Annotated in this window: 18 protein-coding genes; 5 read left to right on the top strand and 13 right to left on the bottom strand. The window is 37.0% G+C overall.

Going from position 1 to position 22,426, the window contains the following annotated elements; all coding sequences use genetic code 11:
• Positions 1 to 211: 211 nt before the first annotated feature.
• The 5 genes from HMPREF0077_RS07910 to HMPREF0077_RS07890 form a co-directional block, all read right to left on the bottom strand.
• Entirely contained in the window at positions 212 to 4,462 is a 4,251-nt protein-coding gene (locus tag HMPREF0077_RS07910) for an acyl-CoA dehydratase activase-related protein (protein ID WP_040349616.1), read from the bottom strand.
• A 510-nt stretch (positions 4,463 to 4,972) separates the two neighbouring features.
• Entirely contained in the window at positions 4,973 to 6,388 is a 1,416-nt protein-coding gene (gene pepD / locus HMPREF0077_RS07905) for a beta-Ala-His dipeptidase (RefSeq protein WP_004837486.1), read from the bottom strand.
• A gap of 8 nt (positions 6,389 to 6,396) precedes the next feature.
• A complete protein-coding gene (gene hemZ, locus HMPREF0077_RS07900) occupies positions 6,397 to 7,692 on the bottom strand; it encodes a coproporphyrinogen dehydrogenase HemZ (RefSeq protein WP_004837485.1) in 1,296 nt (431 codons plus the stop codon).
• A 66-nt stretch (positions 7,693 to 7,758) separates the two neighbouring features.
• Positions 7,759 to 8,406 (bottom strand): CpXC domain-containing protein, encoded by a 648-nt coding sequence (locus tag HMPREF0077_RS07895; protein ID WP_004837484.1) that lies wholly within the window; start codon positions 8,404 to 8,406, stop codon positions 7,759 to 7,761.
• Between the two features lie 53 nt (positions 8,407 to 8,459).
• Entirely contained in the window at positions 8,460 to 9,023 is a 564-nt protein-coding gene (locus HMPREF0077_RS07890; protein WP_487042721.1) for an ECF transporter S component, read from the bottom strand.
• A gap of 56 nt (positions 9,024 to 9,079) precedes the next feature.
• Here HMPREF0077_RS07890 and HMPREF0077_RS07885 point away from each other — a divergent pair, with 56 nt between their 5' ends.
• Complete coding sequence (locus tag HMPREF0077_RS07885) at positions 9,080 to 9,742, top strand: hypothetical protein (RefSeq protein ID WP_004837482.1); 663 nt, start codon at positions 9,080 to 9,082, stop codon at positions 9,740 to 9,742.
• 1,146 nt (positions 9,743 to 10,888) lie between these two features.
• Here HMPREF0077_RS07885 and HMPREF0077_RS07880 read toward each other — a convergent pair.
• Genes HMPREF0077_RS07880 through HMPREF0077_RS07870 form a run of 3 tightly spaced genes read right to left on the bottom strand, consistent with a single transcriptional unit; the run spans position 10,889 to position 12,751 of the window.
• Positions 10,889 to 11,455 (bottom strand): FUSC family protein, encoded by a 567-nt coding sequence (locus HMPREF0077_RS07880; RefSeq protein WP_004837481.1) that lies wholly within the window; start codon positions 11,453 to 11,455, stop codon positions 10,889 to 10,891.
• A complete protein-coding gene (locus HMPREF0077_RS07875; protein WP_004837480.1) occupies positions 11,424 to 11,921 on the bottom strand; it encodes an FUSC family protein in 498 nt (165 codons plus the stop codon). The genes HMPREF0077_RS07880 and HMPREF0077_RS07875 overlap by 32 nt, the downstream gene beginning before the upstream one ends.
• Positions 11,915 to 12,751: a nucleoside hydrolase gene (locus HMPREF0077_RS07870; protein ID WP_004837479.1), complete on the bottom strand. Its 837-nt coding sequence runs from the start codon at positions 12,749 to 12,751 to the stop codon at positions 11,915 to 11,917. The genes HMPREF0077_RS07875 and HMPREF0077_RS07870 overlap by 7 nt, the downstream gene beginning before the upstream one ends.
• 113 nt (positions 12,752 to 12,864) lie before the next feature.
• Here HMPREF0077_RS07870 and HMPREF0077_RS07865 point away from each other — a divergent pair, with 113 nt between their 5' ends.
• The gene (locus HMPREF0077_RS07865) at positions 12,865 to 13,149 is read left to right on the top strand and encodes a GNAT family N-acetyltransferase (protein ID WP_040349614.1); all 285 of its coding nucleotides are present in this window, start codon (positions 12,865 to 12,867) and stop codon (positions 13,147 to 13,149) included.
• 47 nt (positions 13,150 to 13,196) lie between these two features.
• Here the strand turns inward: HMPREF0077_RS07865 and HMPREF0077_RS07860 are convergent, their stop codons facing one another.
• Complete coding sequence (locus HMPREF0077_RS07860; RefSeq protein WP_040349613.1) at positions 13,197 to 14,555, bottom strand: MATE family efflux transporter; 1,359 nt, start codon at positions 14,553 to 14,555, stop codon at positions 13,197 to 13,199.
• A gap of 445 nt (positions 14,556 to 15,000) precedes the next feature.
• Between HMPREF0077_RS07860 and HMPREF0077_RS07855 the strand changes: the two genes are divergently transcribed.
• Entirely contained in the window at positions 15,001 to 16,167 is a 1,167-nt protein-coding gene (locus HMPREF0077_RS07855; protein ID WP_040349611.1) for an MFS transporter, read from the top strand.
• A gap of 76 nt (positions 16,168 to 16,243) precedes the next feature.
• Here the strand turns inward: HMPREF0077_RS07855 and glsA are convergent, their stop codons facing one another.
• Positions 16,244 to 17,173 (bottom strand): glutaminase A, encoded by a 930-nt coding sequence (gene glsA / locus HMPREF0077_RS07850; protein ID WP_004837475.1) that lies wholly within the window; start codon positions 17,171 to 17,173, stop codon positions 16,244 to 16,246.
• Between the two features lie 71 nt (positions 17,174 to 17,244).
• Here glsA and HMPREF0077_RS07845 point away from each other — a divergent pair, with 71 nt between their 5' ends.
• Both HMPREF0077_RS07845 and HMPREF0077_RS07840 read left to right on the top strand, forming a co-directional pair.
• On the top strand, positions 17,245 to 17,838 hold the full coding sequence (locus HMPREF0077_RS07845) for a hypothetical protein (protein ID WP_004837474.1): 594 nt from the start codon (positions 17,245 to 17,247) through the stop codon (positions 17,836 to 17,838).
• Positions 17,839 to 17,904: 66 nt separating this feature from the next.
• Positions 17,905 to 19,002 (top strand): C40 family peptidase, encoded by a 1,098-nt coding sequence (locus HMPREF0077_RS07840; protein ID WP_004837473.1) that lies wholly within the window; start codon positions 17,905 to 17,907, stop codon positions 19,000 to 19,002.
• A gap of 138 nt (positions 19,003 to 19,140) precedes the next feature.
• Here HMPREF0077_RS07840 and HMPREF0077_RS07835 read toward each other — a convergent pair whose 3' ends face one another.
• From HMPREF0077_RS07835 to HMPREF0077_RS07825, 3 genes are read right to left on the bottom strand one after another with little or no spacing between them, the layout of a single operon-like run.
• Positions 19,141 to 20,919, bottom strand: coding sequence for an acyltransferase family protein (locus HMPREF0077_RS07835; RefSeq protein ID WP_004837472.1), 1,779 nt, complete (start codon positions 20,917 to 20,919; stop codon positions 19,141 to 19,143).
• Entirely contained in the window at positions 20,909 to 21,277 is a 369-nt protein-coding gene (locus HMPREF0077_RS07830) for a hypothetical protein (protein WP_004837471.1), read from the bottom strand. Before HMPREF0077_RS07830 ends, HMPREF0077_RS07835 begins: the two co-directional genes overlap by 11 nt.
• Positions 21,274 to 22,290: a threonine aldolase family protein gene (locus HMPREF0077_RS07825; protein ID WP_004837470.1), complete on the bottom strand. Its 1,017-nt coding sequence runs from the start codon at positions 22,288 to 22,290 to the stop codon at positions 21,274 to 21,276. Before HMPREF0077_RS07825 ends, HMPREF0077_RS07830 begins: the two co-directional genes overlap by 4 nt.
• Positions 22,291 to 22,426 lie beyond the last annotated feature (136 nt).

The raw sequence follows: 22,426 nt of genomic DNA, 5'->3' as shown, positions 1-22,426 counted from the left end.
GCTTGTTAGATTCCTCGTCGCTTCCCCGTGGAAGCTCTGTCGACGGTAGTTTGAGGGCTCAGGTCTTGCGACCTTCACCTCGCAAAGCCTCGATTAAGGTCTGCCATCAATTCACTTACGTTCATTGTGGCCAGACCATTAGGAATGACAAACTAAATGTCATCCTGAGGAAGAAGCTTCGCTTCTGACGTGAGGATCTTTTTTTGTTTTTTTAGTTTTTCATTTTTTCTCGGGCTGTTGCCATCATTAGTTTTACTCTGTTGATTTGGTTTACTTCGCTTGCTCCTGGGTCATAGTCTATGGCTACTATATTTGCTTGTGTGTAAGTTGCCCTTATTTTTTTCATTACTCCTTTACCAGTGATGTGGTTAGGTAGGCAGCCAAAGGGTTGGATTACTACTATGTTTGGGGCGTCTTGTTTGATTAATTCTACCATTTCTCCAGCCAAAAGCCAGCCTTCGCCTGCTTGGTTGCCTAGGCTTGTAATATTTTCTGCGAAGTCTGCTATGTCGTTTATATAGCAAGGTTCTGTGAAGTTTTTGCTATTTTTTAGGGCTGTCCTTATTGGTTTTCTGTAAGATTCTACTAGCTTTATGCCGATTTTTCCTAGCCATGCTTTTTTCTTTTCTTTGCCGTAGTATTTGGCTTTAAGCTCGGTGTTTTTCATGCAGTACATGAGAAAGTCTGTAAGGTCGGGAAGGATTACTTCTGCTCCTTCTTCTTCTAGGATGTCTAGGAGGTGGTTGTTGGCTTCTGGGAGGAATTTGACTAGGATTTCTCCAACTATGCCAGCTTTAGGAAGTTTTTTGTTTTTTCTTTCTATGTTATCGAAGTCAGCTACTAGTTTGCCTACTATTTGCTTGTAGGAGTTGTTGTCAAGGTCTGGGGCAAGTTGCTTACATTTGTATAGCCAAGCTTCTTTGAGTCTGTTTGTTTCTCCATCATTTACTTCATAAGGTCTTGTGGCGTTGGATACTCTGTTTATCAAATCGCCTAGTAGGATTGCTCGCATTAGTTTTTTTAGTAGGGGTATGGATGATAGTTTATTTAGGTTAAAGCCCGGACTTTTTTCTATGCCTTGGGCTGATAGGGCTATGACTGGTATGTCTTCTAGTCCTGCGTCTTTTAGACCCTTTCTTATATAGCCTACATAGTTACTAGCCCTGCAAGCTCCTCCTGTTTGGGTCATGAGGAGGGCGATTTTATCGGTATTGTAGCGACCGGATTTTACAGCTTCGATTAGCTGACCTACTACTGTTATTGATGGATAGCAAGAATCGTTGTTGACGTATTTTAGGCCGGTGTCTATGACCTTGCTATTTATGTCATCTAGAAATTCTATATTTATGCCATGGGCTTTAAAGATTGACTCCATTATTGCGAAATGCTCTCTTGCCATTTGTGGGGCAAGGATGGTGTAGCCTTCTTCGAGCATTTTTTCTGTAAATTCTGGGTTTTTGTAGCTTATTTTCTCGAAGTCTATCCTAGCTCTTAGGCCTTCGATTTTCTTTTGGTTTAGGGCTTCTATTAGAGATCTTATCCTAATTTTTACAGCACCGAGGTTACTTACTTCGTCAATTTTGATTAGGGTGTAGATTTTGCCCTTGGCCTTTAGGATGTCTGCTACTTGATCGCTTGTTACTGCATCAAGTCCACATCCGAAAGAGTTAAGTTGGATTAGCTCTAGGTTGTCATTTGTCCCTACATATTGGGCTGCCCTGTAGAGTCTTGCGTGATAGGACCATTGGTCAAGGACTCTTAGTTCATAGTTTAGGTCATCTGAGTTATAGGCTATGGCATCTTCTGATAGGACAGGGATTTGCATGGATTCTATGAGGTCTGCTATCCCATGGTTTATTTCTGGGTCTATGTGATAGGGTCTTCCAGCAAGGACTAGGCCGTTAATCTTTTTTTCATTTACAAAGTCGATAATCTCCTTGCCTCGTTTTTTGATTGAGTCGTGATAGGCTTGCATCTCATTCCAAGCAAGTTTTACTGCATTTCTGATTTCTTTTTTGCCAAGGCTTTTTCCCTTATAGCTAAAGGTAGAAAATTCTTCTACTAGCCTATCAGCTATTATTTTTTCGGACTCGAAGGATAAGTAGGGAGCCATATATTTAATGCCCTTCAAGTTATCCACGTTATTTCTGATAAGGTCAGGATAACCGCTTACTACAGGACAGTTCATCTGATTTTTGGCATTTTTGTATTGCTTGTATTCATAAAAAATTGCTGGATAGAAGATAAAGTCGACATCTTTTTCTATTAAGTTTTCTATATGGCCATGGGTGAGCTTTGCTGGATAGCAGGCGGTTTCTGATGATATGGAAGCTATACCATTTTCGTAGATTTTTCTTGATGACCTATCCGATAGGACTATGTCAAAGCCAAGGCTAGTAAAGAATTTATGCCAGAAAGGATAGTCTTCATACATATTTAGGACTCTTGCTATACCGACTTTACCCATGCTATTTTTTTCCTTGAGGGTCTTCCTATTAAAGAGCAAGTCGTACTTGTATTTGTACATATTGTAGAAAGAAAAGTTTTGGCTTTGCTTAATTCCTGCTCCCCTCTCGCACCTATTACCTGTTATATATCTTGACCCATCCGGAAAGATATTGATAATTAGGGAACAATTGTTTGAGCACCTCCCGCATCTAGAATTTTTTTGCTCATAAGTAAAGTCTTCAAGCTCGTTAATATCGGCGAGGCTTGAGTGACCTGTGGATTTATCTCTTGCTATTAGGGCCATGCCCATTGCTCCCATAAGACCTGAGATTTCTGGTCTTGTAGCGACTCTTCCTGTGATTTTTTCGAAGGCTCTTAAGATGGCATCCCCATAGAAGGTTCCCCCTTGGACTATGAGATTATCTCCCAAATTCCTTGGGTCTCTAACCTTGATTACCTTTTGGATGGCGTTTTTGATAACTGAATAGCAAAGGCCTGCTGCTATGTCTTCTACTTCTGCCCCTTCCTTTTGGGCTTGTTTGACCTTGGAGTTCATAAAGACAGTACACCTTGAACCCAAATCTACAGGCTTTTTGGAAAGAATTGCCTTTTGTTGAAATTCTTCAACATTCATTCCAACTGATTGGGCGAAGGTTGATAAGAAGGAACCGCATCCAGATGAGCATGCTTCGTTAAGCTGGATACTGTCGATTATCCCATCTTTGATATGCATAGCCTTCATATCTTGACCGCCTATGTCTAGGATAAAGTCGACCTTGGGATTGAAAAAATAGGCTGCCTTGTAATGGGCTATAGTTTCAACTTCTCCATAGTCGACATGGAGGGCCTTTTTGATAAAGTCTTCCCCGTAGCCACATATGCCACTTGAAGCTATGTAGGCCTTGGGATTTTTTTTGATGTAGGCTTCTTTTAGCATGGAAATAACTACTTCGAGAGGCTTACCCAGATTCATCCTATAATCATCTAGGAGGATTTTTCCATCTTCTGTTAGCCAAACCATCTTGCTAGTGGTTGAGCCTGCGTCAATTCCTACAAAAATCGCTCCTTCATAGTCGTGAATATCCTTATAGGCAACAAGACCAGTGGCGTGTTTTCTCTTAAAGTCGCAATAGTCCTCTTCTGATTCAAACAAGGCTTTAAGACTTTTTGTCATGTCTGTATTTTTCGGTGCTTTTCTTTCTAGTCTTCTCATAAGTTCTTCATAGGAAATATAGGAAGGATTTTCACTTGATAGGATAGCCGCTCCGAGGGCTACATATATTTCAGCCCCATCTGGTAGTAAGAAGGTGTTTTCTTCTTCACCCAAAGTTTCGATAAATCTATCCCTAAGGCAGGAAAGAAAATGGAGGGGCCCACCTAGAAAGGTAATATTTCCCTTAATAGGTCTACCACAAGCAAGGTTGGAAATGGTCTGATTTACAACTGATTGAAAGACAGAAATAGCTATATCTTCCTTACTTGCTCCCTCATTCATTAGGGCTTGGATATCCGTTTTAGCGAAAACTCCGCATCTTGAAGCTATAGGATAGACCTTCTTGTAGGCTTTGGCAAGCTCATTAAGTCCCATCGCATCGGTATCAAGGAGGGTTGCCATCTGATCAATGAAAGCTCCTGTTCCACCTGCACAAATTGAGTTCATCCTCTGTTCAACTGAGCCACTAAGATAAGTAATCTTGGAATCTTCTCCGCCTAGCTCAATTACTACATCAGTACCAGCTATATACTCTCGGATGGCTCTTGTTTCTGCTATAACCTCCTGGACAAAATCTATCCCCAGATAATCTGCTAGAAACATCCCCCCAGAACCTGTAACATTAACAGTAAGTTCGGCATCCTTAAACTTCTCATAAGCTTCGCTTAAAACCTTTCTTACTGTCTCTTTGACATCAGATTTGTGACGGATATAGACAGAATGTAATATATTATATTGCCTATCAGTGATTACAAGCTTGACCGTAGTTGAGCCTAGGTCAAGACCCATATGTAAGTTCATAACTTTCCTTTCTAGAAACTAAAGAAAACTTCTCTAATATTTAATGCTTATACTTCATATATAAACTAATTTTTCCCTAAATAATACAAGAAGGAATCAAACAGCCCTGCTCAATCCCTTTCTATATCCGATTATACTGCTTGTAATTGAAAATAATAAATGTTTTAGGAGAATATTTGAAAATATCTATGACTAAATTTGTTTTAATATCTAAAAATATTAAGGATATTCTTACTTTAAGATTGAAGATTCATTGCTTGGGAGGGAAGATATTTTTATTTATCTTGGACTAAATTTTATGTTCTTTTTTTAACTTGATATTATAGAATGTTCTCCTTTGAAGGTTGAACCTTTCGTACCTTTGGGGGAACGCTAAGGGTTCAACCTTATAAAGAAGATGTTCTATAATATCAAGAAACAAAGAAAGTTTAGTTCAAGATATTCTAAAATATCTTTTAATACTCCTTTCTCTTTATAGATAAAAAGGAGGCTAGACGCCTCCCTTGTTATTTATTTGATTTTTTTCAAAAGCTCTACTAAGAATTTGTAGTTATTTGCTACTGATTGGATGTTGCATCTTTCTGCTGGTGAGTGGGCTCCTTCTATTTCTGGGCCGAAGGATATCATTTCAACGTGTGGGATTTCTTTTTTGAAGAGGCCACATTCAAGTCCCCCATGGGTTGTACCTATTATTAGGTCGTCCCCGTGGATTTGTTTCCATGTTTCGTTTGCAAGCCCTATTAGGGAGCTTTCTTCTCTTTGCCAGCCAGAGTATTGGTTGGTTATTTGATAAGATCCTCCGAATCTTTTGATTATTTCGATGGCGATTTCTGCCCTATTTGCTTTGGCTGAGTCGACTTCAGATCTAATCATTGAGTGGAACATTACTGTATCTTCCCTATTTTCTAGGAGTCCGAGGTTTGATGATGTTACGATGTTGTCTTTATATTTTTTGTAGAGACCATCAGGTAGGACGAAGATTGCATCTATTATGTCCTTAGAGGCCTTTTGGCTAATGACTTCTCCCTCGTATTGGGCCTTTTTGACAGTGATTGTTCCTTTTGGATCAGAGTCCTTGTATTCGTTTAGGATTTCTCCTATTCTCTTTTCGATTTCTGTGATTGCTTCATCCCTATCTTTTACTGAGACTAGGGCGTAGGCTGTAGTTGGTATGGCGTTTCTCTTTACTCCGCCCTTGATGTCAGCTATTTGGACACCTTCGATGTTGTGAAGGAGTCTTGCAAGATTTTTGATGGCGTTACATCTGAATTTATCTATTTCCATTCCAGAATGTCCGCCTTCAAAGCCAGCTAGGTTTATTTCTATAAAGTCTCCTTGGGCTTTTTCGTATTCTTTCTTAAATTCTATTTCAAGGTCAAGGCCACCAGCACAGCCTATGGTTAGGACACCTTCTTCTTCTGAGTCGATGTTTATTAGGTATTTTGCTTTAAGTTGGGATAGGTCGATGGCGTTTGCTCCTACCATTGAGGTTTCTTCACCTGTTGTAATTATTGCTTCGATTGGACCATGTTCGAGGCTATCGTCATCAAGGATACCCATTATGAAGGCAACTCCTATTCCATCATCTCCTCCGAGGGTTGTTCCGTTAGCAGTTAGCCAGCCGTCTTCTATTTTTAGCTCGATTGGGTCTTTTTCGAAGTCATGGTCGCTATCGTCTTCTTTTACACAAACCATATCCATGTGGCCTTGAAGAGCAACGGTTGGTCTATCTTCATAGCCCTTTGAGGCTTTTTTTCTAATTATTACATTGAGGGCTTCGTCTTGGATTACCTCAAGTTTTCTATCTTTAGCAAATTGTACAAGGAAGTCAGAAACTCCCTTTTCGTTTCCTGATTCTCTAGGGATTCTACTGAGTTCATAAAAATTAGCGAATACTTCGCTAGGTTGTAAGTTTTTAATTTCCATAATTCCTCCTAATTATTTTTATTATACTCATTTATCAAAGTATTTTTAGCCCAAATTTCTTCCTCAAGTCTTAGGAAATAGTCTCTTAGGTTTCTAGAATTTCTAAATTTCTTAGCATTCATAAGTTTGGAGTTGGCATTCATTCCAAGGCCAATTATTGATTCAAGCTCTTCGTTTATTATGATGTTGTATCTCTGGCTAGTGTTAGCTTTTTGGTAGCCGACATTTTCTAGGTTGGATACTATATTTTTTTGCCTGTAAAGATAGTAGGCCTTGTAGGAATTTTCCTTGACGAAGCTTCTGATTTTTCTAGATATTTCTAGGCTATCCGACCTTTTTGCCCTCTTGTTTTCCTCGAAGTATTTGCTACCAACCTTCATGGCTAGGGCATGGAAGGTGATATTGTCTGGCTTTAGTTTCTTTAGGACTGTGAAGTTTTTCTCAAAAAGCTCACTTCCTTCTCCCATAAGTCCCACTATGAAGTCTGTATTTATTATAAAGCCTAGCTGTCTTGCCCTAAGGTAGATTTTCTCAAAATGCTCATAGTCGTAGTTCCTTCCAGCTTTTCTTACAATTTCTTCGTTAAAGCTTTGGGGGTTTAGGGATATCCTGTCAACTTTTCCTTCTTTTAAAATTTGAAGTTTATCAAAATCTAGGCTATCTTCCCTGCCAGCTTCGAAGGTAAATTCTTCATAGGTAAATTTTTCGTTGATTGCGACTAAGAGCCTTGCCAAGTCCTCATGGTCAATGTAGGAAGGTGTTCCTCCACCTACATAGATGGCATCAATTTTTCTAGGAAGGTCGATATTTTTTATTTCGTAGATGAGGGAGTCTATATAGGCTTTCTTATCATTTCGTTTTCCAACTAGGGTTGGATATGAACAGTAATGACATCTTGTAGGACAGAAGGGGATGTTGATGTAGACAGAAAAAGCCTTCCTATCAAAGGCTAATTTATCTTGTTCGCTTTTTACCTCAGCTAGTAGCTTAATTTTTTCATCGCTTAATAAATACTTCTTTTTAATTTCTTCAAGGCTCATCTTTTGGAGGAGCTTGGAAGGCTTAGATCCTGTAAGATATCCCCATGGCGATTGGTAGCCAGTTAGATGTGTGAGGATTTGATAGAGTTTTTCTTTGAGTTGATCATCCTTATAGGAAAAATTCTTATCTTTTAGGATAATCTTTCCTTCTTCTATCCTAAGATCGGCTTTATCATCAAAGATAAGCTCATCATGGTCATAGAAAATATTTAATATATCATAAACTTGTTTTCTTTTCTTGGGATTTGCAACATAAAATTTCATAGTCTTACTATACTGGTTTCGCCGCTAATAATAAGTTCGTCCAAGATAAAAAACCATGAATGAAAATCACTCATGGCTTCTTATATTTTTTAGTAGGTCGAAGGCCCAGGCCTTATCGACCAATTCTATTTTTTCTTCAAAGTAGTCCTTGTATTGGTCATAGACCCTATCGTAGACTTCTCTTGGGAAAGGCAGTTTCATTATATCCCCTCCCTTGGTCTGGATTTCAAAGTCCTTATCATTCGTAAATCTGAAGCTAACTACATCATCATGGCCCAAGCTAAGATCATCTGCTTCTAGGAGCATGTATTTCATAAGTTCGATCGCTCTAATTGAAAGGCCATCTTCCAATATTATAATTTTTTCTCTTAAATCTTTGATGTCAGTTGTCAAAATTACATTGAACTTTTGGGCTTCATTTTTCCTAAGCTTATCCAAGAGCTTGAAAGAAGACCTAAGGGCAATCCTATTTTTTATATCACAAAAATCAGGATCATTTATTATCATATACTTTAGTCCATTGTCTGTGTAGACAAACCTATAATTTAGAATAAAGTCTTTTCCACAAATAGGGCAAGATAGCTTGGCAAAATCCCCAGCTAATATTTCTTCCCTCTCGCTAGAAGAATCAAAAACAGCAGTATTCAATTCTTCCTTAAAGCTATGCTTACATTTTGGACAAGTTATGCTAAATTCTTTTAGTCTTTCCTTCATATCAACCTCTCAAACTTTCTTTACCTTATTAGGCTTATACCCAAAATTGTATCTTAGTCAAACTTGATAGCCTTAATTAAAGGAATAGCAAGTATTGAAGCTATAATTACAGAAATTAGAGCATTAAAGAGTGAAACTCCTGCCTTTGGTAGAAGCTCTGCCATAACAGCTTGATTAGTAAAGCCCATGACAAATTTGCTTGTGATAAATGTCTTTAACAAGTATAAAAACACATAGGTTAGTTGACCTGCTATGGATGATGTTACAAGCTTTTTCTTATCAACAAGTTCTTTCCTATTTTTGTAAAGGGCACCTGCAACATAGGCTAGGGCAAATTTTGTTACAAAGGTAATAGGAGCTGATGTAAAATACACCGGATCAAATAGGTCGAAAAGAGCAGAACCAAGACCTGCTGCAAGACCTCCTAAACCAGGTCCTAACAAAATACCAGCCAATAAGCAAAAAACGTTACCTAAGTGAAATCTAGTTTGGCCAAATGGTGTAAGAACAGGGATTTGGAAAAATCTAGAAAATATGTAAACTAAGGCTGTAAAAAGTGCAACATATACCATTTTTTTGGTTGTAAGTTTATTATTCATAAAACCCTCCTTAAAAATATTTCTTTTCTAGTATACCATAAAAAACTGAAGTAAGGTATATATGAGGTGATAAAATGAGTAAAAATTTAGGTCCAATACACTTTATGATGTATGAAAAGATCAAATTTCAAGATAAAATAAGTAATTATCTAATGGATGACAATACCGAAGAGCTTGATAAAATTTTTCCAAAAGTTTCTGATAAGCCCTTGGAGGACTTAGTCGATCAAGAAAACATCCACGGCTGGCTATCAGCAAGGATTGATATGGTAGAAAATAGACTAGCTAAGGCCATAAGCCTAAGCAAAAATCCAGAAGAAAAATTTTATGAACTTGGAAAAATTGAGGGAGCAAAAGAAAAACTAGACAGCCTAGAAGAAGTATTCGATAAACTAAATCTAAGACTTCTAGATGGTATGCCATGTGATAGAGCCCTAAGCGCAGGCCTTGATGATAAGGGAAAGCTACTCCTAATCACAAATGCCAACCTTCACAAAAAATACGAAGAAAACATGATTGACCCACAAAAATCAATCAACAACACCTGCGAAGGCGGCCACAGCCACGACTCCCACGAATCATTCGAAATAGGAAAAATCGACAAAATCGAAAACACAAGTGAAAAATCAAGATATCACGACATGAGATATCAATTCATAAAAGGATTCTTAGAAAAAAGTCCCTACTCTGTAGAAAGAATAAACGGGTTGGACTTTAAGATTTTTAAAAAATCTTAGATAAAATTATATAATTTAGATATTGGGGATAGCTTCGTTAGGGAGATATTTTAAAATATCTTGAACTAAATTTTTTGTTCTTGATATTAGAAATAGATTTTTAATCGAAGCTATCCCCTTCGTAGCTTTTGGGGGGGGCTAAGGGGTGTTTGGAAGATATTTCAAAATATCTTAGACTAAATTTTTTTATTATTAGTAACATTTGATATTATAGAATATTCTCTTTCTAAGGTTGGCCCCTTCGAACCCCAGGGAGACAGCTAAGGGGGCGGCAGAGGCCCCCTCTACCTTTCTCCCTGGACCCTCTTTTCATTCACCCCCTCTGCTCCTTAGCGGAGTGCGGATTTTGTTGATTGGCTTCGCCAATCTTTGTTGATAGGTGGGAGCCTTCGTATTAGTTGGTTTAGACTCTTAGGATTCCTAATCATCATTCGCTAAAAATTTATAACTCGCTAACGCTCAAAACAGATAAATTTTCTTAACGCTCATTCTGATTATCCATACTGCTCGATAAGGTTGTATGGGGGATTTCTATGTATTTACATTTTCTTGATTTAGGATTTACTAGTAATATTACGATGTCGAATAGACTTATTCTTCGAATAATATGTTATATGAAAAATAAAAACATGATACGCTTTGCCAAGGGCAAAGCTTACTGCTTCCCCAAGCGGTGGTCTAGTAGAAATGGCTAATAGAGTCTCTCGTTAAGAAAATCGATTTGTTTGAGCGATAGCGAGTTATCGATTTTTAGAGAGACGATTATCAGACATTCTTATATCAAAGACCAAGTAAAACGAGGCAGCTCGTTTCAAAAAAAAGATTTGCTTTAGCAAATCGACCTTTTCCGCACTCCGCCCAAGGAGCAGAGGGGGTGAGGGAAAAGGGGGCTTGGGGGAAAGCTGGAGGGGGCCTCTGCCGCCCCCTTAGCGTTCCCCCAAAGGTTCGAAGGGTTCAACCCTGTGAAAAAAACTTTTTAAAATATTAAGTAATAAAAAGAACAAAAAATTTAGTTCAAGATATATAGAAATATCTTCCAATACCCCTAGGGTACAAAGGGTTCAACCCTATAAGATGAGTATTCTATTAAATCAAGAAAATTAAATATATGAAAAAAATTTTAATCAAAAATATTTAAAAAAATATTTACCTAGTCCACTTATCTATCCCATTTTTCTTCATGAATTTTTTTCTTCTGTAGTTTATTTCTATGCCATTTATGGCTATGGATATTACTACTCCTATTAGGGTGTCTAGGGTTCTGTTGAAGGCGAAGGTTAGGGGAAGTTTTGTGGTTTGGTTTACATTGTCTAGGGTGATTGAGAGGAATACTATTGCCATGATGGTTAGGGCATTGTAGCGTTTTAGGTGGGCCATTATCCATATTATCAGGCCTACTATTAGGCTCATTAGTAGGTAGTCTAGTATGTAGGGTTTTTTAAAGTTTGGAACTAATATTAGATAGGCTAGTCCTATTAAACCTCCTAGGATTGTTCCTATTACCCTATTTATTCCTATGTCTTTTGTATCTACTAGGTTGGTTTGCATGGATATTATGGCTGCTATTGATGAGTTTATTGGCAAGCCTTGGCCAGGTCTAAGTTCTGATATTAGCATGGATAGGAAAACTGCTATTACAGTTTTGATTATCCTAAGTCCTGGTCTTTTTATTTTTAAGATCTTATCTATGTCTATACCTCTTTCTAAATTCAAAGTCTGCCCAGTTAACGAATATGGCTGCGAATATTCCTATTATTGTATCAATTATCCTGCTAACTGCAAAGAGTACGGGTCCTGCGGCGTCATTGGCGTGATTTACTGTTACCGATAGGAATACTATGCCTGCAATTGTTATGGCTAGATGTTTTTCGAAGCTAGCCAAAATCCAAATTAGTCCAATTACTATTAGGGATAGGAAAAAAATGTTTACTACTTTTGGTAGGCCCATCCCATCTACTATTAAAAGATAGACTAGACCTGTAAGACCCCCTATTATAGTTCCTATTGCCCTGTTGACTCCCTTAATAAAGGTGGAAGATAGGTCTTGTTGCATACATATTATGGCTGCTATTCCACTATAAAATGGAAGTCCCTTAGGTCTTAGGCTTGATATTAGCATTGCTAGAAACAAGGCAAGACCTGTTTTAATCATTCTTGCCCCTGGTTTTTTTATTAACATAGTTTGCCTTCTAGGTAGGTAAAGAAGCTTTCAATATTTACCTTGTTGGCAAGATATAATTTTTTTCTGGAGTTTATCCTAATCATCTCGCCAAGATTTTCCCTATCGTCAACCTTTATGCCACTTTCTTCGAAGATAAAGGCTTCTGGTTTTTCTAGAAGATATAGAAGAAGGGGTGCGTAGAGAAATCTATTTTCCTTATTTGCTAAAAGATTTTCTATAATCTTCTCGTTTTTCTTATCCTTAGCTAAGTTTTTGAGGAAGTCATCACTTATTTCTATTTGATCTGCCAAATTTTTGGGCAAGATAAAAAGATCAATCGAAGAGTTTAGGATTTTATTTATAGCCTTTGGGTCCTCACTAAAGTTATATTCAGGCCCGTAGAGATTGCCTCCACTTATAAATATATGGGATATGTAATCCTCCAAGTCCTCGTATTTTTCTAGAGCTTTAGCGATATTTGTTAGTGGCCCTGTTGTAATGATGTCAATTTTGCCACAATCAGCTGCTATATCATAGAGATGATCACTTACTTCTGTTTCTTCCAAGTAGTCCTTGTGGTTTGGATAGTAGTTTTTATCTAAGCCCTTAGTCTTTATTTCCTTATCCAAGATGTTGGTCTCATTTCCCTTGGCTATGGGAAGGAAAAGCTCGTGGCTTTCGTTAAGACCTAGGATGTTGTCTGCTGCTGTGGCAGCTGTCATGTAACTTCTAATAGAAGAAAGCCCCACCAACTCGAAGTTAAAGGACCTAAAGGCCATATCGAGCATGAGAGCTTCGTCATCTGAGAAATTTGTATCTATATATATAAATGCTTTTTCTTTTTGCATAATACCTCACTTTGACCTTACTATACTAAGCTCACTTGCAATTTTCAAAGGTCAAATGCCTAGGTTTTGCTAGTTATTTTTCTTTTTGGGTAAAAGATAAAAGAGGTGATAAGATGGATATTAGAATTATTTTTAACGAAGAGGAACAAGAGGCTTCTGCCTTTGATGGAGAAAAAAAGATTGGCTATTGCCAGTATGAAAAAGAAGATGGCATCTACAAGCTTACCCATACTGTAGTAGATAAGGCCTATGGTGGAAGGGGACTTGCAGGAAGCTTACTTGATTGCCTAGTTGATCACTTTAGGGCTTCTAAGAAAAAAATCCTTCCTATCTGCTCCTATGCAGTTAAAAAATTTGATAATGATAGAAAATACGCCGATGTAGACGCTAGAAATTAAATTTATCCCAGCTGTAACCTAAAAAAGTATTAGGCCCAGCTGGGATATTATTTTTCGTATTTAATCTTGATATGGCTATCACGTCTTTTTTCTAATTCATGAATTTCTTTTATTTCATCTCTTATCAAGAATATAGAAAGTATCATAGTAATTAGTTCTGTGATGCTAGCTACTTGCCAGATTATTTCCCTTCCAAAGATAAAGGGCAAAAGGTAGACTAAAATCGCCATTAGGACATAGCCCCTTACTATTGTGATATAGAAATCATATCTTGGCTTTTGGACTGCCGTCATGTATCCAGCATTAATTATATTAAAGCCCATAATTAGATAGGATATAGCGAAAATTCTTAGGGCCTTTACTGCAAAGGCTAGAAAATTAATATCATAGTCAGCTATAAAGACATTTACAAAAAATACTGGTCTTAGTTCAATTGCCATAAACATAAGAAGGCTTACTATGGCGACTGTTCTTAGCATGTACTTTCTAATCCTTAGGACATCCTCGTATTTTTCCCTACCAAAGGAGAAAGAAATTATAGGTTGGCTTGATTGATTAATGGCAATCATGGTGTTTACCACAAATATCATGATGTAGGAAATTACTGAAAAGCTAGCAAGGCCATCTGTCCCATAATAAGTTGATATTACTTTATTGAAAAGGAGGATGACAAAGCCTGATGATAATTCATTTAGGCTTGCAGGAAAACCATAAGAGATGATTTCCTTGATCTTGTAATATTTTAACTTGAATTTCCTAAACTTTAGCTGGGCCTTGGATGATAGAAAATATGAAACATAGCCAAGGGTCGGAAGCACTTGGGCTATACCTGTAGCTATGGCTGCTCCCCTAACTCCCATATGGAAGTGAAAGATGAATACATAGTCGAGAATTATATTTGTGAGGGCAGAAACTATCATTAGGATAGTAGATATGATTGGCTTTCCATCTGCCTTTACCATAATCTCAAAGACATAGGCCATCACATAAAAGGGAGTAAAGAAAATAATTACTGACATATAGTCCTTGACTAAAGGCCTTATATCATCACTTGCTCCCAAGGCTCCAATAAGCCTATCCATAAAGATATAACTAAGAAGGGCTATGAGTAAGGAAACTGCGAGGGAAAGTACAAGACCAATAGAGAAAAATTCATCAGCTTTTTCTTTATCTCCCTTACCCAGTTGATAGGTTATTAGGTTTAAACTACCGATAGAAATTAGGATAGAAAGGGCAAAGGTAAGGGTTACATAGGGCATGGCAACATTTACAGCCGATATCCCCCTTGCACCAACTCCTTGGCCGACAAAAATCCCATCAACCATGGTGTAGGTCGAAAATAAAATCATGGTAGTTATGGTCGGTAGCAAATATTTGAAATAAGATTTAAGTAAAGTATTTTTCATTTTGACTCCTTCTGATATAATATTATAAGGCTTGGATAAGTCCAAGGTCAAGGAAATGCGATGAAAATCCAATACAAAATCGCTGAAATAGCATAAATTTTCGATATATCGACAGATACTAAGATACTACGAGAAAGAAGATCTCAAAGTTAGACAAAGGGATAAATTTTCCTACAGGGTCTAAAATATCTTTGATATATGTAAGTTAAATATAATTCAAATCAAAATCTAAAGGGTCTAATGCAAAATTATGAATAATCATCGTTCTATCATTAGAAGGTTCTCTTAGGAAATTTTACCTCTCCTTAACGCTAGGCATATTGGTGTCTGCCAGATAATTAAGGCAGTTAGCCCGTCGGCGTTTTGAGACTTTTCCGCGGAGCTTATTCTAATGATATTGGTACGATTATTCATTCTCGAACATCCCCTTAGAAAAGAGGTCTTAATGAAAGCTTTTAATAAAAATAGATTGACAGAAGCTGCAATCCTGTCTATTTCTTTAATAACTGCAGGTAATGCCGCCATATCAGGAATCCTAGTCTTTATGCAAAAAGACCTAGGCATAAGTAGACAAGCCGCAGAGTTTCTCATAACCCTATCATCAATAACTACTATAATCTCCATAGCCCTAAGCGAATATATAACCAAGCTAATAGGGATGAAAAAATGTGTACAAATAGGAACAAGTCTAGTCTTTATTAGTGGGCTAATACCAGTAATTAAAACTAGCTACGAGAGTATTTTCCTTTCTAGGATCATCCTAGGCTTTGGGGTTGGGATGTTTAATGGTCATGCCGCCAATTACATAAGTGCCCTTTTTAGGGGGGAAAAGGCGGCAAGCCTGTATGGTCTTAGAAACTCCACAGAATATATAGGTCAGATGCTTTTGCTCCTCCTTGCAGGTTTTCTTATCAAAATCAAATGGCCTATGGCTTTTCTTGCCTATTGCATATCAATCTTTATCCTCTTTTTCTTTTCAGCGAATGTCGAGGATATAAGGCCAGAAAAAAGAGAAGGAAGATTTTATTTAACTAAGCAAGTCTTCTTCTATGTTTTCTTTGCAGGCTTAATGATAATGAACCTAACTTCCTTGAGTGTAAGATTTCCAACCATAGCAACTCTTGCCAAGGGAATGGATTTTAATATTAATGCTTATATGATCCTCCTTCCCCTATCTGGTATGCTTTCAGGTTTTGCCTTCGGCTATATCAACCGATCCTTGAGGGAAAAGACTATACTTTTAGGCCTAATTATCTATATAATATCTAACCTTATTATAGCCTTTTGGGGCTACAATATTTATGTCTTTATGCTAGCAATGGTATTAAATGCAACAAGTCAGTCCATGTGCACCCCTTATCTTTTTGCTGAAGCGAGTAGATTTGCAAGAGGTAGCCAAAATAGGATTATCAACAACCTTATCTTTATAGGTTGCAATATAGGAGGCTTCTTAAGTCCCGCCTTTTTAATGGGAGTAAGAAAACTTCTAGGCAGTGACTCCTTGACTATAGCCTTTGTAGGATTTGCTATACTATATGCTATTTTGTTCTTTGTTTATCTTTATGAAAATATTAAGCTAGATAGGAGTAGCGTCATTAAAGATTCTAAGTAGCTTTAAGCTATATACTTATTCAAATCAAAAGCTTTGAAAGATTAACTTCTTGTCATGAATCTTTCAAAGCTTTTTTTTAGACAAAAATATTTAAGCCCAAGTCTTGGGATATGATTTTAAATAGTTCTTTGCCTCTTACGGAGTTGCCGGTTTTGTCTAGTCTTGGTGAGTAGACTCCTATGCCACATACTCCTGGCACTATTCCTACTATGGCCCCACTTACTCCAGATTTCGATGGAATACCTACATTCATCAAGTAGTTGCCAGAGTTTTCATACATTCCACAAGATGCCATTTGGCTTACTACTATTTGGACAATCGGTTCTGGAACGATCATATTTCTATCGTCAACATCATAGCCATTATTGGCGAGGACTGCTCCCATTTTTGCAAGGCCTTCTATGTTTGAGCCTATGGAGCAGGATTTGATGTAGAGGTCTAAGACTTCTTCTGGGTCAGCAGAAAAAATATTTTTGCTTTTAAGATAATAGGCTATAGCCTTATTCCTATCTGTAGTCTTAATCTCGGACTCGTAGATATCTTTCATAAGGCTACTTTCTTTGAAGTTTGATAGGCTCTTGTAGAAATTTAGGATTCTTTTAAATTTTTCTTCATTATTCGCTCCAAGTATCATAGAAGTCGTAGTAATTGCACCAGCATTGATAAAAGGATTGGCAGGCTTATCGCCTATAGGAACTATGGAATTAAATTCATAGCGGGTTGGCTCGCTACCTACCTTCTCATAAACCTCTTTGGGACTAGTATCGGTTAGGGCGAGAATAAGGCTTAGCAGTTTGGAGATGGATTGGATGGAAAATACTATATCCCTATCCCCATAACTAAAGACATCCCCGTTGGTTGTAACAAGACTAAAGGCAAAGTTGTCACTATCGACATTCAAAAGTTCTGGTATGTAGCCTGCTGCTTCACCTATACCTATATAATCCTTGCTTTTTTCTATTGCATTGAGTAATCTTTCATTAATCATTTTTTTATTATATAACATAAGTCACCTCTTTAATATGATACCCTTTATCGCAAGTGTTTTATGTTGTACAATAATATAAAGGAGAATTTATGAGAATACTAGAGATTTTAAATAATGAAAATTGGATAAAAGATTACGATTTTTATGATAAATTCATGGCTTCTTCCTATTTGGATAAACTAAGAGAAGCCTATGAAAAACTAAATACAGATATACTTTTTACTTCCCATATCCATGGCAAAGACCACATAGAAAGGGTGATATTTTTCTCAGTCCTTTTGTCTTTTGCCTATAAGCTTGATGAAGCAGACACAAATATCTTGATAAATGCTGCAAGCCTTCACGATACCCGCAGGGTAAATGATGGCTGGGATACAGAACATGGTCCAAGGGCCGCAAGGGAGTCTATCCAATACGCCCATGATATAAAAAAAGAGGATAAGGAAATCTTGCAAGCAGTAATTGCTGCCCACTCCAGGGATGACAAGAATATGGATGAAACTATAAGAGAATTTGTAAAAAATGAGGATGATTTTCCTAGAGCTAAAAGACTTGCCAAGTTCTTTAAGGATGCCGATGGACTCGATAGGGTTAGGATTAATCTCCTAGACCCTGCCTATTTGAGAAATGATTATTCTAAGAACTTGGTTGACTTCTCCTATAAATTGTTTGAGAAATTCTAAATTTCTCCTTAATCAATTAGTAATCTATGCTATAATAGAAGAAGAGAACATTTAAGGAGAGAATCGGTGAAAGTATTAAGAAAGTTATTAGGGAAAGGATTTATACTTTTAGGCCTCTTGTTAATTTATCCAAGTACAGCTAAGGCGGATGAAATTATACTTAATAAGGACAAAACTGATGGAGTCAATATTAGAAAAGAAAAATCCAACAGTTCAGAAGTCCTTGGCGGAATAGAAGACTACAATAGATACCCAATAAAAAGTGAAGATAGATTTTGGTATATCATTGACTACAAGGGCGAAAACGCCTATGTCGGCAAGGAGTGGTTCTATCGCTTGAAGGATGTAAGGGTCATAAAAGAAACAAATCTTTTGTCTGCTCCAAGCAAAAATGCCAAGGATAAGATAAATTACAAGCTAAAGCCAGATAGCGAGCTTACTATCCTTTCCTTTGTAGAAGGAAGCGATTATGTAAAGGTAGCCTACAAGCCAGCTAAGAAGGAAAACAAAAAGCTAAATGTAGATGAAAATGACAAGCTTAAAGATAAAAAAGTAGATATGGAAGAGCAATTAGGCTTTGTTAAAATATCAAGCCTTGATCTTTCCAGAAGAAGCAAAAAATATTTAAGTAAACTACAAAAAACCTACAAAGAATTAAACGAATCCAAGGATAAGCACGAAAAAATCGAAGAAGAAGAAAGAGTCACACAAGAAGAAAGTCAACAAGGCGGTGATGATGCTTACGAAGTAATCTATGTAAGCTACTTTACCAACGATGATGGTGAAGTTATTAATAAGGATGAATCACAAATCGGAAAGAGCATCTATAATTACGCCCTCGACTATGTTGGAAGCCCTTATGTTTTTGGAGGAATATCAAAGACAAATGGTATAGACTGCTCAGGTCTTGTCCTAAAGGCCTACGAGAATTTCGGTCTAGACCTTCCTCACCTTGCCAAAAGTCAGGCAGAATATGGTGAAACAGTTGCTTTTGGTGAAGAAAAAGCAGGCGATTTGGTATTCTTCGGTTCAAGCTATAATGATATCTATCATGTAGGAATAGCTGATGGTTTGGGCAATATGGTTCATGCAGCAAGTCCTGGCCAAGGAGTTATAGTTAGCCCAATCAATAATCCGTTTGTTATTAAAAGAATATTCGAATAAATGTGGTATAATGATAAAGGTATGTGATAAAGTATAAAAAGCCCTCTGCATGGAGGGTTTTTTGAATGGAAATATAATATTATGATAGGAAATAGGCTTCTTACTTTTAGCCTATAAAATTTCATCAAAAAAAGAGGGTTATTTTCCCTCTTTTTTGCTTGCTTCTAGGATAGCTTTTTTAAGTAATTTGTTGTAGGCCTCGTAGGCGTCAGTGTGGCCATAGAAGTGAACCCCATCTGTTCCTTGATAGTATTCTGGATGCTTCATAGCTTCTTCTTCCCAAGGCATATAGGTTACGAATTTGTATTTTTCTGCTATTTTCTTCATGGCGACACTAACCCTGTGAGGTTGTTCGTAGCGATTGTCGTAGCAGGAAACTACAATTACTTTTGTTCCCTTTGGCACAGCCTTAATCATCTTATCTAATGATGTTTCTGGGTCTTCAATAGCGTTAGTTCCTAGGGCGATAACTACTATTTTTCCTAGATTGTTTTCTTTTACTGCTTCTTTTATCAAATCCTCGCCTGTTTCAAGGAGTCTGCTTCCTTCGGCGTTTACTGAAGTTCCCTTTATATTTTCTTCTATATATTCCCTATTACCCAAAAGAACTGAGTCTCCAAAGACGGTCGTATTTACTTCTCCATCTTTTAATGCTTGGTCAGGATTTTCTTCTTCGAATATCTGCCTATCCAAGTCTTTCTTATCCTTCTTTATTTGATCAAGGTCTTGTTTGACAGAAGATATCCAAATATTTTTTTCTAGACTTACCATATCAGCTGAAGCAAAGCTTAGGCCTGATGCACTTACAAAAGAGATAAGCATAATTGCTGAAATAGTTGCCATTCTTACCCTTGCATTTGGATTTACTTTAAGCTTCATAAAGCTTATCTCATCTCCCCTGAAGAATGGTTCGAATATGTGGTAGTTAATGGCAACCAGAAGGCCTGTAAAGATTATGGTTAACAAGAAGGCTGTTGGCTTGTTGGCAAAACTTTTCATGATGACAAAGATTGGCCAATGGATGAGGTAGATTGAATAAGTGTAAGGTGAAATTCTCTTAACTATTCCTACTTCATCTGTGTCTTGATTAGAAAATGCTGCAAGAATGGCTATAATAGTCAACAAGTCTGTTAAGAAAAATCCTAGAATGTAGGTTATTTTCATATCATAGGAAAGAGCTAAGGACATTATTAGGATGATGATAGCACATCCTATAGTAGCCTTGCTATAAGGAATCTTCCTAAAGCCAAATCTTTTGACAAAACAAGCAACAATAGCTCCCATAAAGAAGGAAGACAATCTTGTAAAGTCTGAGAAATAGACGAAAGACCTATTTTTATCAAGGGCTGTAAGAATTATAGTAAGGCCTAGGCTTAATACATAAAGAATAAAACTTACAAGGAAAAACCTATTGGAAAAGGTCTTTTTTACATTCTTACTTTTTTCACTCATCCTGTAGATAAAGTTAGTTATAATTGGCCAGAGCAAATAGAAATGGATTTCTATTGCCAAAAACCAAGTATGAAGGAAGAGGTGGCTTATAAATTGGGATTCATAAGAGCCTCCTGTAAGAATTTCGTAGTAGTTACTTGTAAAGGAAAGGGCTGCTATAAACTGGTCAAAAAAGTGGACAGTGTAGTCCCTATTTATGAAAATTGCCAAAATACTAACGACAAAGACCATAAAAAACACCCCAGGAAAGATTCTAATAAATCTCTTCTTGTAGTAAGAAACTAGGTCGATTTCATCCTTAGTATAGACTTCATCAAGGAGGTGAAAGCTTACCAAAAATCCTGAGAGGACAAACATTATATTTACTCCAAGAAAACCTGCTGGGAGAAATTCCTTGAAAATATGATAGACTAGGACGAGTCCTATGCCATAGACACGCAAATAGTCCAAACCCTTAATTCGCATTTTTTTCTTCCTCCCACTTGCCATTTACCTTCTTGTAAACTCTACCATCGTTATACTTTATCTTAACTTCCTTCTTATCCTTTATATAATAATAAGAATCTCCTATGTAGACTCCTTCTCCAACAAGACGTCCCTTTTTGAAATCTCCCTTATAAAGACCTTCCTTAGTCTTTAGGACTCCCTTGCCTTGAAACTTACCCCTATAAAGCTTACCTGTATAAAGCAAACCATCTGCCAACTTGTAGTCAGTAACATTTTTAGTCTTTGGCTTTAAAATCGTATAAAGACCACCGATAATAAAAATTCCAAGACAGAGTTTGGCAAAATATGATAAAAACTTCTTATAATCCATAATCATTCAATCTCTTCCAAAAATCCTTCCACGTCACTCTTCTTTGTCCTAAAGGTCGTTACAAGCCTAATCCTATGACAAGTATCAAAAGAATCCACTATTTCAAACTTAGCTAGATTTTGCCAAAGCTTTAGCTTATCATGGTCTAAGTCTAGAAAAATTTGGTTAGACTCAAAAGCAGGATTTAGCCTATAGCCTTTTTTCTCAAGACCTTCTGCCAAAAGTTTTGCCATAAGATAAGCATGCCTTGAGCCCTTTAAGTAGAAACCTTCTTCTGAAAAGACCCTCTCCCACATAAGCCCTGAGATAAAACCCTTGGCAAGCATGGCGCCTTTTTGCTTGATAAGTTTTAGGACGTCCTTTTTTAAGTCATCATTAACTATTACGAGGGCTTCCCCAAAAAGAAAGCCTACCTTAGTCCCTCCCAAGTAGAAAATATCGCACATCTTAGTTAAATCTTTCATAGTATAATCGCACTTATCACTAGCAAGGGCTGCTGCAATTCTTGCTCCATCTATAAAAAGATACATGTCATGGGCCTTGCAAAAATCGTATATATCCATAAGCTCGGCTTTGCTATAGACTTCTCCAAGCTCTGTCGTATTTGAGATATAGACCTTCTTGGGCATAGTTGTAAACTCTGTATCAAACTTTCCAATTTCATTTTCAAGAATTTTTCTACTAAGCTTACCCGAATCAGCATAACAAAGCTCGACCTTTATTCCTGTAGCTTCAATTGAGCCTGCCTCGTGGCCCTTGATATGACCAGTCGCAAGGGCTAGGATAGAATCCTGCTGACGCATACCACAAGAAGCTCCAATAATATTTGCAGAAGTTCCCCCAGGAAGAAAATGAATATCGACACTATCATCCGCCAAGGCCTTCCTAATAAGAGCTTTGGCCTTGTCACTATGATAGTCAAAACCATATCCGATATTAAATTCATCCATATTTTCTTTCAAACAATCCAAAATTTCTGGATAGCAAATCGAATTATAATCGTTAACAAAAAAATACATAAAAACTCCTTTCCTATATTATAACAAAGTGCTTGGAAATATGGAAAAGTTTTTAAAACAAAATTTTTATCATTGGAAAAAATATTTTAGTTTTTCCTTACTTTTGCAAAAATAATTCTCTTTACATAAAAAACCA

Origin of the sequence: Anaerococcus tetradius ATCC 35098, from assembly GCF_000159095.1 — a bacterium.
Lineage (GTDB): Bacteria > Bacillota > Clostridia > Tissierellales > Peptoniphilaceae > Anaerococcus > Anaerococcus tetradius.
This window is presented reverse-complemented; position numbering and strand designations above follow the sequence as displayed.

What these genes read in the sequence shown, in the direction of transcription:
- HMPREF0077_RS07885 (WP_004837482.1), top strand. Translation starts at nt 9,080, where the DNA reads ATGAGTAAAAATTTAGGTCCAATACACTTTATGATGTATGAAAAGATC.
- HMPREF0077_RS07835 (WP_004837472.1), bottom strand. Translation starts at nt 20,919, where the DNA reads ATGCGAATTAAGGGTTTGGACTATTTGCGTGTCTATGGCATAGGACTC.
- HMPREF0077_RS07825 (WP_004837470.1), bottom strand. Translation starts at nt 22,290, where the DNA reads ATGTATTTTTTTGTTAACGATTATAATTCGATTTGCTATCCAGAAATT.
- HMPREF0077_RS07910 (WP_040349616.1), bottom strand. Translation starts at nt 4,462, where the DNA reads ATGAACTTACATATGGGTCTTGACCTAGGCTCAACTACGGTCAAGCTT.
- HMPREF0077_RS07895 (WP_004837484.1), bottom strand. Translation starts at nt 8,406, where the DNA reads ATGAAGGAAAGACTAAAAGAATTTAGCATAACTTGTCCAAAATGTAAG.
- HMPREF0077_RS07845 (WP_004837474.1), top strand. Translation starts at nt 17,245, where the DNA reads ATGAGAATACTAGAGATTTTAAATAATGAAAATTGGATAAAAGATTAC.
- hemZ (WP_004837485.1), bottom strand. Translation starts at nt 7,692, where the DNA reads ATGAAATTTTATGTTGCAAATCCCAAGAAAAGAAAACAAGTTTATGAT.
- HMPREF0077_RS07870 (WP_004837479.1), bottom strand. Translation starts at nt 12,751, where the DNA reads ATGCAAAAAGAAAAAGCATTTATATATATAGATACAAATTTCTCAGAT.
- HMPREF0077_RS07865 (WP_040349614.1), top strand. Translation starts at nt 12,865, where the DNA reads ATGGATATTAGAATTATTTTTAACGAAGAGGAACAAGAGGCTTCTGCC.
- glsA (WP_004837475.1), bottom strand. Translation starts at nt 17,173, where the DNA reads ATGTTATATAATAAAAAAATGATTAATGAAAGATTACTCAATGCAATA.
- HMPREF0077_RS07855 (WP_040349611.1), top strand. Translation starts at nt 15,001, where the DNA reads ATGAAAGCTTTTAATAAAAATAGATTGACAGAAGCTGCAATCCTGTCT.
- pepD (WP_004837486.1), bottom strand. Translation starts at nt 6,388, where the DNA reads ATGGAAATTAAAAACTTACAACCTAGCGAAGTATTCGCTAATTTTTAT.
- HMPREF0077_RS07875 (WP_004837480.1), bottom strand. Translation starts at nt 11,921, where the DNA reads ATGTTAATAAAAAAACCAGGGGCAAGAATGATTAAAACAGGTCTTGCC.
- HMPREF0077_RS07830 (WP_004837471.1), bottom strand. Translation starts at nt 21,277, where the DNA reads ATGATTATGGATTATAAGAAGTTTTTATCATATTTTGCCAAACTCTGT.
- HMPREF0077_RS07860 (WP_040349613.1), bottom strand. Translation starts at nt 14,555, where the DNA reads ATGAAAAATACTTTACTTAAATCTTATTTCAAATATTTGCTACCGACC.